We start from the raw sequence: 13,559 nt of genomic DNA on the forward strand, positions 1-13,559 counted from the left end.
AAGAATGATAAAGGTTTGATCTATTAAATTAATGAATCAACCGATGCTTCCTTCCATCTCAAATTGAATCAACCGATTCATTTCAACGGCATATTCCATTGGCAATTCTTTGGTAAACGGTTCAATAAAGCCCATTACAATCATTTGTGTAGCATCTTGTTCTGTAAGCCCGCGGCTCATTAAGTAAAACAATTGTTCCTCGGACACTTTGGATACTGTTGCCTCGTGCTCCAAAGTAATCTGATCGTTTTTAATTTCATTGTACGGAATCGTATCTGATGTTGACATGTTGTCCAATATCAACGTATCGCACTTAATATTGGACTTGGACCCTGCGGAATCGCGGCTGAAGCTGGACAACCCTCGGTAGTTTACTTTTCCGCCCTGCTTGCTGATGGATTTGGATATAATCGTAGATGTTGTCTCGGGAGCAAGGTGAATTACCTTCGCGCCAGCATCTTGATGCTGATCTTTACCGGCTACGGCAATAGACAGGATGGACCCCTTGGCTCCCCGTCCTTTCAATAATACTGCCGGATACTTCATTGTTACCTTGGAGCCGATGTTGCCGTCCACCCATTCCATTGTGGCATTTTCTTCTGCCACAGCCCTTTGAGTTACCAAGTTGTAGATATTAGGAGCCCAATTCTGAATGGTCGTGTAACGGACACGGGAATCTTTCCGGCAAATAATTTCAATAACTCCACTATGCAGAGAACTGGTACTATAAATAGGTGCTGTACATCCTTCAACATAATGGACAAAGCTGCCCTCTTCGGCAATAATTAATGTCCGCTCGAATTGACCCATATTTTCAGAATTAATACGGAAATAACCTTGTATAGGAACCTCGCACTGAACACCCTTCGGAATGTATACAAAGCTACCGCCTGACCAAACCGCACTATTAAGCGCCGCAAATTTATTGTCGGCGGGAGGGATGATCGTCCCAAAATGTTGCTTAAACACTTCGGGGTATTGCTTTAATGCACTATCCGTATCAAGGAAAATAACGCCCTGATCCTCCAGTTCTTTCCGCATGCTGTGATAAACTACTTCCGACTCATATTGAGCGGATACGCCCGCCAGGAATTTTTGCTCCGCTTCAGGGATTCCCAGCTTGTCAAAGGTTGCTTTGATCTCGGAAGGAACCTCCTCCCAGGTCTTTCCCTGTTTTTCAGAAGGGCGAACGTAATACTGGATGTCATCAAGATTTAGCCCGGTCAAATCCGCTCCCCATTCAGGCATCGGCATTTTGTAGAATTGATTCAAAGCTTTCAACCGAAAATTGAGCATCCACTCCGGCTCTTCCTTGATTCGGGAAATTTCCCGGACAATCTCTTCCGTCAGACCTTTTCCAGATTGAAAAATAGACTGGTGCTTGTCGCGAAACCCATATTTATATTCGCCCATATCTGGTGCTTTTTTAGCCATTAGTATCACTCCTTTTTAACCTTTCAAGATTCATTTTGATTTGCTATGATCTGCCGAGCTTGCTTTCCACTAAATCTTTTAGGCGACTGCGAACACCTTCCAGCGGGATCTCCGAAATGACAGGAGCGAGAAATCCGAAAATAACAAGATGTTCGGCTTCACTCCGTGATATCCCGCGCGACATCAGATAATAGATTTGCTCTGCATTTACTTGCCCCACGGATGCAGCATGACCCGCGGTTACATCATCCTCATCTATCAGCAGGATCGGATTGGCATCGCCGCGAGCTTTAGGACTTAGCATAAGCACGCGTTCTGTTTGCTGACCATCACAATGGGTTGCACCTTTTTCAATCTTTGTAATGCCGTTGATAATGGCCGTAGCTTCTTCAAGCATGACTGCACGCGTAATCATCTGGCTTACCGAGCTTCTGCCAAAATGCTGAGCTTGAGTTGTATAGCTCGATTTTTGATTGCCCGTGCCAATAGCAATCACCTTATTGTCGGAGACCGCCCCGTTGCCTTGTAGCAAAGTCTTGGTATCGCTGGCGGTATAACCACTGTTCATCTCACCGATAATCCATTCCACACCCCCATCAGCAAGAACGACCGCCCGTCGCTGGGTGAAATCTGTTGTAGTTGCAGCAAGCTGATGAACCGAAGCTACTTGCACCTTTGAGCCCGCCCCCGCGAAGACCTCCGTCACACCGTTATGCAATACCTTGACATCATCACCACTCGATACACAATTATCCACATAAGTGATCTTGCTGTTGCTCCCTACCACAATTAAGACGTGAGGAGCAAAACACACACCGCTTGTATCGTTAAGAAAGATCGCTTGAATAGGTGCTTCAACCTCTACACCGTCTGGGACATATAGAAAAACGCCACCACTCCATAAGGCACTGTGTGCAGCAGATAAACGATGTTCTTCTGGCTTTACTGCCTGAAAGAGATAACGTTGAACCAGCTCCTCATGCTCTTTTGCCGCAGTATGCAGATCCGTTAAAATGACTCCCTGGGCGGCTAAGCTCTCGGACAATTTCGTATACACTACATCCGAGTTGAACTGAACGATTAGTCCGCCTTTCACCGGAGAAGCAACCAAACCTCGAACAACCTCCGGCGCTTCCTCCAAACTAGACCACGCATTCTCAGCTTTGTAATCTCCACTTTCGTAGATATCCCATTTTTCGAGATTGATTTTCTCCACTTTAGGCAACTCCAGCGTCCCTGCCAGTTCGAGTGCGTGAACGCGGCGTTCAATCAGCCAACGAGGTTCATCCTTAGCGCTTGACCATGCGCGTAAATCGTCCACATTCATTGAAACTCTAGCTTGTATATCCACGTGCTGTTCCTCCTCTCCGGCTTTTAAGCTTCCCTTACCGTCTCATCCGTAATCCCAAGTTCCTCCTTTACCCAATCGTACCCTTCAGCCTCCAAACGGTGGGCAAGCTCCGGACCGCCAGATTTAACTATCCGGCCTTGCATCATGACATGCACAAAATCCGGGGTAATATAATTCAACAGTCGTTGATAATGGGTGATGATTAAAAAGCCTCTATCCGGGCTGCGCATCTCATTTACGCCATTGGCCACAATACGCAGTGCATCAATATCAAGCCCTGAGTCCACTTCATCCAGGATCACAAACTTGGGTTCAAGTAGCATCATTTGCAAAATCTCATTCCGCTTTTTTTCACCGCCAGAGAATCCCTCATTCAAATAACGATGCACAAATTCCGGGTTCATCTCCAGCCCCTTCATTTTGCTCTCCATTTCACGGATAAAACGGATTAAGGATATCTCATCGCCTTCTTCACGCCGTGCATTGATGGCACTTCTGAGAAAGTCCGAGTTGGTCACGCCAGCAATTTCACTTGGGTATTGCATAGCGAGGAACAAGCCTGCCTGGGCACGCTCATCCACCTCCATCTCCAGAAGGTCTTCATTGTCCAATGTCACCTTACCGCCAGTAACCTCATATTTGGGATGGCCCATTAAAGCTGAAGCCAATGTACTTTTTCCCGTCCCATTAGGCCCCATAATCGCATGAATCTCTCCGCCATGAATCTCCAGTGTGAGCCCTTTTAAAATTTCTTTCCCTTCAATCTTGGATCTTAATTCCTCAATCTTTAATGTCGTCATTTATCGTAAACTTCCCTTCGGAGTATTCTTCGGCACGCGCCACCAAATCACTCATAAATTTTCCAATAGTCTGCAGCTCAACCTCTGAATAGGATTCAATGAATTGGTAAAACCTTTCTTCTTTTTCTTTGTGCAGTTCTTTATGCAAATGATAAACGTGTCTTCCCTTATCCGTTAAACTAAAGTAAATCTCCTTACGATTGCTGTTCAGTTGACTTCTCATAATGAAGCCCATTTCCAGCAGCTTTGCACTAATTTTAGTAATGCTAGCTTTGGACAACCCCATCTTCTCCACAATCCCGGTATGATTTATCGGTTCATAATCACCAATGCAATCAATAACGTGTACACTAGTAATATTGTTGGAGAGCATGTCAATCTGGTACTTTCTGGCCTGTTGCCGAAACGAGTTAAATTCTTGTTCAGTATACAGCTCATTCAGATGTAGCATTTTAATATATTGCTCGTAAAGATGACCTTTAAAATGATTTTGAAACTCCAATTTCCCAATCTCCCCTCTCTTGTAGTAGTTGCAGACCAAGTTCAGTGTCACCATTAGATTATTTTTTTGTTCACTAGTGAACAAAATTATATTAACACAATTGATATTGATAATCAATATCAATTGTGTTAAATGTGACGCAATTTTGGAGGCGCTTTTCATGGGTTTGTTGTCATTGTCATCGGCCTCATGCTGTGTTTTGACTAGGGCACGTCCCGGAAATGGTTTTGAATACCTCTGATCAATCCTGCTTTGCGGGGGGTGAACAATGGAACCAATTCGGCAGCATCCGGATGGATCTGGTAACCAAAGCCAAGTCCAATACCGTTGCCTATGAACGTCATGGTACACCTGCCACAGACCGGGGTCGCTACCGTAAAAAGAGGACAAAGGTGGTGCTTGGCCGAGCTGTTTTAAAGCCGTATCGCCGCGTTTGAGTACGCTATCGTGAGCATGTATGGCAAAGAATAATCCGTCAGTTACCTGTGTCGGGATATGTTATGGGGCCAAAGAGTATACCAAAAACTGTGGTTTTTGCTGGTGAATCCGAACAGGCAATGCTCCATTCTAGCCAGCACCGATCTGACACTGGAGGCGACCTAGATCATCGAACTTTATACCGCCCGGTTCAAAATCAAATGCACCTTCTGACCGCTAAAGCAATCCATCGGCGGATTCAGCTACCACTTTTGTAGCAAATCCATTCCGAAGCTCAACCGGTATTTGAAAAAGGATCGGGTTCACCCTCTGGAGTTATTGGAAGAGGAGAAAGCGCAACGGGACATCCGCCTAACTGTAAAGATGAGAATGGTAAACGATAACCAGAATAGATCCCTACGGGGCTTAAGGTAAAAGGAACCAAGAAAAGAGCGAAATCTTGCTTCAGGAAGCCAGGAAGAATTATCATATGGAAGGACAAACACTCGCGGTTGAAAACGAAGATATGCTGTAAGAGTAAAAGCGGCTACTCCATCCGGTAATAGCAAAAAGGCTGTTCGCAGACTTTATGCTTCAATGGCTAGAGATGATGAAAAACAGTATCGGGCTTATCTCCTATTCCGACACTGTAAAAGGCCGCGTAGATCCTTTTTCCGAGAGAAAGGTATGTATTGCTTGATGATTTAACTACAGAGGATTTTCAGACCTTGTATACCCATGAAATGAATGTGCAAGGTGTCAGCGCCAATACCGTTATTCATTACCACGCGAACATTTGCAGAGCCCTTCAGTATGCCGTGAAAATAAAGCCGATTGTGGCGAATCTCCCTGACTTAGTTGAAAGCCCAAAAAAGAACAATTACGTCGTGAGCTTCTACAATGCCGAGGAGCTGGATCAACTCCTCGCAGTAATCCGAGAAGAAAGAATTGAGCTTTCCGTTATCCTGGCTGCCTTTTATGGGCTAAGCCGAAGCGAGGTCGTAGGATTAAAATGGTCGGCTATTGATTTATTGAATTGGACTATTAATATTAAACATACCGCCACATCGGGCAATTTGAATGGTAGATATATTGAAATTGAAAAGGACCGAACCAAGAATAAAGCCAGTCGCCGTATACTGCCACTGGTGGACACGTTCTATGAGCTTCTGATTCGTATGAAGGGATAACAGGAATCCTATCGCTTATCTTCTGACAATTCTTATTGTCTTGAATACCTGGAGTATATTTATGTAGATGTATTAGGGGTAAGCATGAAAGAAGTTCAGGAATGGCTGGGTCACAGTGATTACGCAATAATAGCCAATATTTATTCGCATTTGGAGTACAACTCGAAAGTATCTTCAGCTCAAACAATGAGTGAGATACTAAAACTCGAATAAAAAAAGCTCACTAGAGAATGTCTCTAATGAACTCTTTTAGTTAATACCGGCGAGAGGACTCGAACCTCCACGGTTTCCCACTCGATTTTGAGTCGAGCGCGTCTGCCATTCCGCCACGCCGGCGTATTTAATTATGGAGGCGCCACCCAGATTTGAACTGGGGAATAAAGCTTTTGCAGAGCTTTGCCTTACCACTTGGCTATGGCGCCAGAGTGTAACAAAGCGGACGACGGGAATCGAACCCGCGACCCTCGCCTTGGCAAGGCGATGCTCTACCGCTGAGCCACGTCCGCATAAAGATGGCTGGGGATATAGGATTTGAACCTATGCATGACGGAGTCAAAGTCCGTTGCCTTACCGCTTGGCTAATCCCCAATAAGTAAAGGGCGGCCGATGGGGCTTGAACCCACGAATGCCGGAGTCACAGTCCGGTGCGTTAACCACTTCGCCACGACCGCCGCAAGTAATGAATAATTGGCAGGGGCAGCAGGAATTGAACCCACACCAACGGTTTTGGAGACCGTTGTTCTACCTTTAAACTATGCCCCTATAAAACTGGTGGAGGATGATGGATTCGAACCACCGAACCCGTAAGGGAGCAGATTTACAGTCTGATGCGTTTGGCCACTTCGCTAATCCTCCAAAAATGGTGCCGGCGAGAGGACTTGAACCCCCAACCTACTGATTACAAGTCAGTTGCTCTACCAGTTGAGCTACACCGGCACATAAAATATTCAATTAAAAGTGGCTCGGGACGGAATCGAACCGCCGACACGAGGATTTTCAGTCCTCTGCTCTACCGACTGAGCTACCGAGCCTTAGAATAAGGCTCTTCATTACACGTTATAATACTAATGGCGGAACTGACGGGATTCGAACCCGCGATCTCCTGCGTGACAGGCAGGCATGTTAGGCCTCTACACCACAGTTCCATAATAATTTTTAATTGGTTGCGGGGGCAGGATTTGAACCTGCGACCTTCGGGTTATGAGCCCGACGAGCTACCGAACTGCTCCACCCCGCGACAATAATAAATATTAAATTTTCAAATGGTGGAGGCTGAGGGGCTCGAACCCCCGACCCTCTGCTTGTAAGGCAGATGCTCTCCCAGCTGAGCTAAGCCTCCACACCGAAACACTTTTCATATTATACCATAATAAACTTTTTATTGCAAGTTCTTTTATGATATTTTTATGACCCGTAGGGGATTCGAACCCCTGTTACCTCCGTGAAAGGGAGGTGTCTTAACCCCTTGACCAACGGGCCATGCAAAAAATAATTATGGCGGAGAGAGAGGGATTCGAACCCTCGAGACGCTTTTGGCGCCTACACGATTTCCAATCGTGCTCCTTCGGCCAACTCGGACACCTCTCCATATGGCTCCCCGAACAGGACTCGAACCTGTGACAACTCGATTAACAGTCGAGTGCTCTACCAACTGAGCTATCAGGGAATATTAAGCATTTGTTTCAAGGTTACACCCTGAAAACTGGATCCGAAACTTATTTACGTTTTATTTAGGATAAGCCCTCGACCGATTAGTATTGGTCAGCTCCATGCATTACTGCACTTCCACCCCCAACCTATCTACCTCGTCGTCTTCAAGGGGTCTTACTAATTGGGAAATCTCATCTTGAGGGGGGCTTCACGCTTAGATGCTTTCAGCGCTTATCCCTTCCGTACATAGCTACCCAGCGGTGCTCCTGGCGGAACAACTGGTACACCAGCGGTACGTCCATCCCGGTCCTCTCGTACTAAGGACAGCTCCTCTCAAATTTCCTACGCCCACGACAGATAGGGACCGAACTGTCTCACGACGTTCTGAACCCAGCTCGCGTACCGCTTTAATGGGCGAACAGCCCAACCCTTGGGACCTACTTCAGCCCCAGGATGCGATGAGCCGACATCGAGGTGCCAAACCTCCCCGTCGATGTGGACTCTTGGGGGAGATAAGCCTGTTATCCCCAGGGTAGCTTTTATCCGTTGAGCGATGGCCCTTCCATGCGGTACCACCGGATCACTAAGCCCGACTTTCGTCCCTGCTCGACTTGTAGGTCTCGCAGTCAAGCTCCCTTCTGCCTTTGCACTCTTCGAATGATTTCCAACCATTCTGAGGGAACCTTGGGGCGCCTCCGTTACTCTTTAGGAGGCGACCGCCCCAGTCAAACTGCCCACCTGACACTGTCCTCGTACCGGATTACGGTACCAAGTTAGAACCTAGATACGATCAGGGTGGTATCCCAAGGATGCCTCCTCTCAAGCTGGCGCTCAAGATTCAACGGCTCCCACCTATCCTGTACAGATCGTACCCAAATTCAATATCAAGCTGCAGTAAAGCTCCATGGGGTCTTTCCGTCTTGTCGCGGGTAACCTGCATCTTCACAGGTATTAAAATTTCACCGGATCTCTCGTTGAGACAGCGCCCAAGTCGTTACGCCATTCGTGCGGGTCAGAATTTACCTGACAAGGAATTTCGCTACCTTAGGACCGTTATAGTTACGGCCGCCGTTTACTGGGGCTTCGGTTCATAGCTTCGCCCGAAGGCTTACCACTCCCCTTAACCTTCCAGCACCGGGCAGGCGTCAGCCCGTATACTTCGCCTTGCGGCTTCGCACAGACCTGTGTTTTTGCTAAACAGTCGCTTGGGCCTTTTCACTGCGGCCCCCTCGGGCTATTCACCCTACCGAGGCACCCCTTCTCCCGAAGTTACGGGGTCATTTTGCCGAGTTCCTTAACGAGAGTTCTTCCGCGCGCCTTAGAATTCTCTTCTCGCCTACCTGTGTCGGTTTGCGGTACGGGCACCTTCTCCTGGCTAGAGGCTTTTCTTGGCAGTCTGAGATCATGACCTTCGCTACTATAATTTTCGCTCCCCATCACAGCCCAGCCTTACGATGTGCGGATTTGCCTACACACCAGCCTCACTGCTTAGACGGACATCCATCAGTCCGCGTCACTACCCTACTGCGTCACCCCATTGCTCATAACGGATTACGGTGGTACAGGAATTTCGACCTGTTGTCCTTCGACTACGCCTATCGGCCTCGCCTTAGGTCCCGACTTACCCTGAGCGGACGAACCTTCCTCAGGAACCCTTAGGCTTTCGGCGGATCTGATTCTCACAGATCTTTTCGTTACTCATACCGGCATTCTCACTTGAATGCAGTCCAGCGCTCCTTACGGTACACCTTCAACCCGCATTCAACGCTCCCCTACCCCTGATGCAAGCATCAAGCCATAGCTTCGGTGGTGTGTTTAGCCCCGTTACATTTTCGGCGCAGAGTCACTCGACCAGTGAGCTATTACGCACTCTTTCAATGGTGGCTGCTTCTAAGCCAACATCCTGGTTGTCTGTGCAACTCCACATCCTTTCCCACTTAACACACACTTGGGGACCTTAGCTGATGGTCTGGGCTGTTTCCCTTTCGACAATGGATCTTAGCACTCACTGTCTGACTCCCGGAACTAAATCTATGGCATTCGGAGTTTGACTGAGCTTGGTAACCCTTGCGGGCCCCGCACCCAATCAGTGCTCTACCTCCACGATTCTTTTTTCCGAGGCTAGCCCTAAAGCTATTTCGGGGAGAACCAGCTATCTCCGGGTTCGATTGGAATTTCTCCGCTACCCCCACCTCATCCCCGCATTTTTCAACATGCGTGGGTTCGGGCCTCCAGTGCGTGTTACCGCACCTTCACCCTGGACAGGGGTAGATCACCCGGTTTCGGGTCTACGTCCACGTACTCATTCGCCCTATTCAGACTCGCTTTCGCTGCGGCTTCAGCTCTTCACCTTAACCTTGCACGGGAACGTAACTCGCCGGTTCATTCTACAAAAGGCACGCCATCACCCATAAATAGGGCTCTGACTTCTTGTAAGCACACGGTTTCAGGATCTATTTCACTCCCCTTCCGGGGTGCTTTTCACCTTTCCCTCACGGTACTGCTTCACTATCGGTCGCCAGGGAGTATTTAGCCTTGGCAGATGGTCCTGCCGGATTCATACGGGGTTTCACGTGCCCCGCACTACTCGGGATCCGTCTCGGAGGGAACCAGTTTTGAACTACAGGGCTTTTACCTTCTCTGGCGGGCCTTTCCAGACCTCTTCATCTAACCGGTTCCTTTGTAACTCCATGTGAGACGTCCCACAACCCCAAGGAGCAAGCTCCTTGGTTTGGGCTAATCCGCGTTCGCTCGCCGCTACTGACGGAATCACTATTGTTTTCTCTTCCTCAGGGTACTTAGATGTTTCAGTTCCCCTGGTCTGCCTCTATTCTGCCTATGTATTCAGCAGAAAGTGACTGTCGATGAAGACAGCCGGGTTTCCCCATTCGGACATCCCCGGATCAAAGCTTGCTTACAGCTCCCCGAGGCCTTATCGTTGTTCGCCACGTCCTTCGTCGGCTCCTGGCGCCTAGGCATCCTCCGTGTGCTCTTTGTAGCTTAACCTAGTATTTACATCGTAAATACGATTTGCTTTGATTTTCGGTTCAACACGAATGTGTGAATGAAATTCAAGGCAGCTACCTTTATTTCACTTGTTTACACAAGATCAGCTTAAAGGAATATTCTAAAACGCAATTTCGTTTCGGTATCCAGTTTTCAAGGTGCAAAGCTGTAAACAACCAACTTTTTTGAGAGTTTGAGCTCTCAAAACTGAGCAACGAGTGAGTAGTTTTTGAAGCATACGCTTCATATTTGAATGTTTCCGTTGCAGGAAACGATTCTCCATAGAAAGGAGGTGATCCAGCCGCACCTTCCGATACGGCTACCTTGTTACGACTTCACCCCAATCATCTACCCCACCTTCGGCGGCTGGCTCCCTTGCGGGTTACCCCACCGACTTCGGGTGTTGTAAACTCTCGTGGTGTGACGGGCGGTGTGTACAAGACCCGGGAACGTATTCACCGCGGCATGCTGATCCGCGATTACTAGCAATTCCGACTTCATGTAGGCGAGTTGCAGCCTACAATCCGAACTGAGACCGGCTTTTCTAGGATTGGCTCCACCTCGCGATTTCGCTTCCCGTTGTACCGGCCATTGTAGTACGTGTGTAGCCCAGGTCATAAGGGGCATGATGATTTGACGTCATCCCCACCTTCCTCCGGTTTGTCACCGGCAGTCTGCTTAGAGTGCCCAGCTTGACCTGCTGGCAACTAAGCATAAGGGTTGCGCTCGTTGCGGGACTTAACCCAACATCTCACGACACGAGCTGACGACAACCATGCACCACCTGTCTCCTCTGTCCCGAAGGAAAGGCCTATCTCTAGACCGGTCAGAGGGATGTCAAGACCTGGTAAGGTTCTTCGCGTTGCTTCGAATTAAACCACATACTCCACTGCTTGTGCGGGTCCCCGTCAATTCCTTTGAGTTTCAGTCTTGCGACCGTACTCCCCAGGCGGAATGCTTAATGTGTTAACTTCGGCACCAAGGGTATCGAAACCCCTAACACCTAGCATTCATCGTTTACGGCGTGGACTACCAGGGTATCTAATCCTGTTTGCTCCCCACGCTTTCGCGCCTCAGCGTCAGTTACAGCCCAGAGAGTCGCCTTCGCCACTGGTGTTCCTCCACATCTCTACGCATTTCACCGCTACACGTGGAATTCCACTCTCCTCTTCTGCACTCAAGCTCCCCAGTTTCCAGTGCGACCCGAAGTTGAGCCTCGGGATTAAACACCAGACTTAAAGAGCCGCCTGCGCGCGCTTTACGCCCAATAATTCCGGACAACGCTTGCCCCCTACGTATTACCGCGGCTGCTGGCACGTAGTTAGCCGGGGCTTTCTTCTCAGGTACCGTCACTCTTGTAGCAGTTACTCTACAAGACGTTCTTCCCTGGCAACAGAGCTTTACGATCCGAAAACCTTCATCACTCACGCGGCGTTGCTCCGTCAGGCTTTCGCCCATTGCGGAAGATTCCCTACTGCTGCCTCCCGTAGGAGTCTGGGCCGTGTCTCAGTCCCAGTGTGGCCGATCACCCTCTCAGGTCGGCTACGCATCGTCGCCTTGGTAGGCCTTTACCCCACCAACTAGCTAATGCGCCGCAGGCCCATCCACAAGCGACAGATTGCTCCGTCTTTCCTCCTTCTCCCATGCAGGAAAAGGATGTATCGGGTATTAGCTACCGTTTCCGGTAGTTATCCCTGTCTTGTGGGCAGGTTGCCTACGTGTTACTCACCCGTCCGCCGCTAGGTTATTTAGAAGCAAGCTTCTAAATAACCCCGCTCGACTTGCATGTATTAGGCACGCCGCCAGCGTTCGTCCTGAGCCAGGATCAAACTCTCCATTAAAGACCAACCGAAGCTGGTTTATAGAAAGAGCGATAAGCTCATTTTGAAACTGACGAGATAAAATATCTCTTGTTTGATTTTGCGAACAAAATCGTTTTACTCACTCGTTGTTCAGTTTTCAAAGATCAAACTTGCATAATGTCTTACTCTGTTTCACCACCGCGTCTCAGCGGCGACTTAAATAATGTAACACATAACCTCATTTTTCGTCAAGCTTTTTTTTGAAATTTATTTTTTTCGCTTGAAGCAACACATTTATCCTGCTATAAACAGTTCTAAATTATTCATGCTGCTTAATGGGGCGAGTTATAACTTAGCACATATTTTATATACTCGTCAACCTAAATTAATAATTTATATTTTTTAATTATCTATAAATACTAAATCACGTACAAAAAAAGGAAGAAAAGTCGTTTTAACAACCTTTCTTCCTGACAAATCAACCCCTGCACATCAAATAAGAGAGTAACGCAGTTCACGATTTTGTCCGCGATCCCTAAAGTCCCCGGCAACTGTTTCTCTAATAAGTGAACGATATACGAGTTTACGGAGCACTACAGTAAGATCTAATTGGAGATTCTTTAGCTCTGGATGGTTAATAAGTTCATTTATAGACCAGGGTTCCCGTCTGCTGCCTAATATACGGAATAGCGGAGATGAGCACTCCTCCATTTTTGACATAACTGAAAATTCACAAGCAAGCAGTACTAGTTCAACCCGTTGTTCCAAGGTTTCCGTACTTAATGTGAGTTCGTTATACAGTTTGTCAATCGTTCGATCCAGAGGCTGTACCTGAACCCATAAGTGAATCTTTGGATAAATCCCCCGTTCAATGAGTTCAATAGATGCCCAATGATCCAATGCTTTCAGAACACTTTGATAAGCGTCAATGATCCGCCCTTCTCGCACCGCTCTTTTACCATGAACGTAATTGACCAGAAAGCGGGAGAACTCATGAAATCGCTTCTGCTCCCGTAGTGGATCATTAAAATCAGCAATTTCCTGTCTTAAAAAACGGACCCTGTCATCCCGTTCCCAGACAATACGACCTTCTAGCACATAATCTATAATGTTGGCTTGTTCACCAGCGATAATCCATTCCTTCAGACAACTGAGCGTTGCGTACAACACTTGGCATCTTAAGCCATTCATAAATAAGTGTTGAATAGAAGGGACCGGCTTGGTGCCTTCTCCAATAATTAGAATGAGTTCATCAAAGTCATACAACATCGAGCCGTGAAAATACTCTCCCGGCTTTCTGTACGAAATAATACCTATTGAATCTTCCTGCAACAGTTCATCATACATTAGGTTTAATTTGGTTAGCTGCACTTCTCCCTCCATACCTGCAAGGCGGCTATGACCGCA

General features: G+C 47.6%; 7 protein-coding genes, 15 tRNA genes and 2 rRNA genes. 2 read left to right on the plus strand and 22 right to left on the minus strand.

Annotated features, from left to right (window positions below):
* Positions 1-36 precede the first annotated feature (36 nt).
* The 4 genes from sufB to T3H97_RS21395 are packed head-to-tail and all read right to left on the minus strand — an operon-like array spanning position 37 to position 4,087.
* Positions 37-1,434: a Fe-S cluster assembly protein SufB gene (sufB, locus tag T3H97_RS21380; protein WP_023990245.1), complete on the minus strand. Its 1,398-nt coding sequence runs from the start codon at positions 1,432-1,434 to the stop codon at positions 37-39.
* A gap of 43 nt (positions 1,435-1,477) precedes the next feature.
* Positions 1,478-2,785, minus strand: coding sequence for a Fe-S cluster assembly protein SufD (gene sufD / locus T3H97_RS21385; RefSeq protein WP_442955624.1), 1,308 nt, complete (start codon positions 2,783-2,785; stop codon positions 1,478-1,480).
* Positions 2,786-2,808: 23 nt separating this feature from the next.
* Positions 2,809-3,585 (minus strand): Fe-S cluster assembly ATPase SufC, encoded by a 777-nt coding sequence (gene sufC / locus T3H97_RS21390; protein ID WP_023990247.1) that lies wholly within the window; start codon positions 3,583-3,585, stop codon positions 2,809-2,811.
* Positions 3,566-4,087 carry a MarR family transcriptional regulator gene (locus T3H97_RS21395; RefSeq protein WP_023990248.1) on the minus strand — a complete coding sequence of 174 codons (522 nt, stop codon included), beginning with the start codon at positions 4,085-4,087 and terminating at the stop codon, positions 3,566-3,568. The genes sufC and T3H97_RS21395 overlap by 20 nt, the downstream gene beginning before the upstream one ends.
* A gap of 221 nt (positions 4,088-4,308) precedes the next feature.
* Between T3H97_RS21395 and T3H97_RS21400 the strand changes: the two genes are divergently transcribed.
* Both T3H97_RS21400 and T3H97_RS21405 read left to right on the plus strand, forming a co-directional pair.
* Entirely contained in the window at positions 4,309-4,524 is a 216-nt protein-coding gene (locus T3H97_RS21400; protein WP_328800820.1) for a hypothetical protein, read from the plus strand.
* A gap of 672 nt (positions 4,525-5,196) precedes the next feature.
* On the plus strand, positions 5,197-5,694 hold the full coding sequence (locus T3H97_RS21405; protein ID WP_328800821.1) for a tyrosine-type recombinase/integrase: 498 nt from the start codon (positions 5,197-5,199) through the stop codon (positions 5,692-5,694).
* Between the two features lie 257 nt (positions 5,695-5,951).
* On the opposite strand, the gene T3H97_RS21410 is transcribed toward T3H97_RS21405, so the two are convergent.
* The 18 genes from T3H97_RS21410 to T3H97_RS21495 all read right to left on the minus strand — a co-directional run bounded on the left by T3H97_RS21410 (position 5,952) and on the right by T3H97_RS21495 (position 13,523).
* Positions 5,952-6,030: transfer RNA gene (locus T3H97_RS21410), tRNA-Leu, on the minus strand.
* Positions 6,031-6,041: 11 nt separating this feature from the next.
* A tRNA-Cys gene (locus T3H97_RS21415) sits at positions 6,042-6,116 on the minus strand.
* A 12-nt stretch (positions 6,117-6,128) separates the two neighbouring features.
* A tRNA-Gly gene (locus tag T3H97_RS21420) sits at positions 6,129-6,200 on the minus strand.
* A 7-nt stretch (positions 6,201-6,207) separates the two neighbouring features.
* Positions 6,208-6,282 (minus strand) — tRNA-Gln (locus tag T3H97_RS21425).
* 10 nt (positions 6,283-6,292) lie between these two features.
* Positions 6,293-6,365 (minus strand) — tRNA-His (locus T3H97_RS21430).
* Positions 6,366-6,382: 17 nt separating this feature from the next.
* Positions 6,383-6,456: transfer RNA gene (locus tag T3H97_RS21435), tRNA-Trp, on the minus strand.
* 7 nt (positions 6,457-6,463) lie between these two features.
* Positions 6,464-6,549, minus strand: a tRNA-Tyr gene (locus T3H97_RS21440).
* Between the two features lie 5 nt (positions 6,550-6,554).
* Positions 6,555-6,630, minus strand: a tRNA-Thr gene (locus T3H97_RS21445).
* Between the two features lie 22 nt (positions 6,631-6,652).
* A tRNA-Phe gene (locus T3H97_RS21450) sits at positions 6,653-6,725 on the minus strand.
* A 37-nt stretch (positions 6,726-6,762) separates the two neighbouring features.
* Positions 6,763-6,839, minus strand: a tRNA-Asp gene (locus T3H97_RS21455).
* A gap of 15 nt (positions 6,840-6,854) precedes the next feature.
* Positions 6,855-6,931: transfer RNA gene (locus T3H97_RS21460), tRNA-Met, on the minus strand.
* Positions 6,932-6,957: 26 nt separating this feature from the next.
* Positions 6,958-7,033: transfer RNA gene (locus T3H97_RS21465), tRNA-Val, on the minus strand.
* A gap of 68 nt (positions 7,034-7,101) precedes the next feature.
* Positions 7,102-7,173, minus strand: a tRNA-Glu gene (locus T3H97_RS21470).
* Positions 7,174-7,189: 16 nt separating this feature from the next.
* A tRNA-Ser gene (locus T3H97_RS21475) sits at positions 7,190-7,281 on the minus strand.
* 3 nt (positions 7,282-7,284) lie between these two features.
* Positions 7,285-7,360: transfer RNA gene (locus T3H97_RS21480), tRNA-Asn, on the minus strand.
* Positions 7,361-7,425: 65 nt separating this feature from the next.
* Positions 7,426-10,350, minus strand: a 23S ribosomal RNA gene (locus tag T3H97_RS21485).
* Between the two features lie 285 nt (positions 10,351-10,635).
* Positions 10,636-12,191: ribosomal RNA gene (locus T3H97_RS21490) — 16S ribosomal RNA — on the minus strand.
* Together the 16S and 23S rRNA genes with 15 tRNA genes alongside form the textbook arrangement of a ribosomal RNA operon.
* A gap of 453 nt (positions 12,192-12,644) precedes the next feature.
* Positions 12,645-13,523, minus strand: a complete 879-nt coding sequence (locus tag T3H97_RS21495) for a nucleotidyltransferase-like protein (protein ID WP_328800822.1) — start codon at positions 13,521-13,523, stop codon at positions 12,645-12,647.
* Positions 13,524-13,559 lie beyond the last annotated feature (36 nt).

The organism is Paenibacillus sp. LX16, assembly GCF_036252815.1.
GTDB lineage: Bacteria > Bacillota > Bacilli > Paenibacillales > Paenibacillaceae > Paenibacillus > Paenibacillus polymyxa_B.

Excerpts from the sequence above, each read along its gene's own strand:
- sufB (WP_023990245.1), bottom strand. The coding sequence starts at position 1,434 with ATGGCTAAAAAAGCACCAGATATGGGCGAATATAAATATGGGTTTCGC.
- sufC (WP_023990247.1), bottom strand. The coding sequence starts at position 3,585 with ATGACGACATTAAAGATTGAGGAATTAAGATCCAAGATTGAAGGGAAA.
- T3H97_RS21400 (WP_328800820.1), top strand. The coding sequence starts at position 4,309 with ATGGTTTTGAATACCTCTGATCAATCCTGCTTTGCGGGGGGTGAACAA.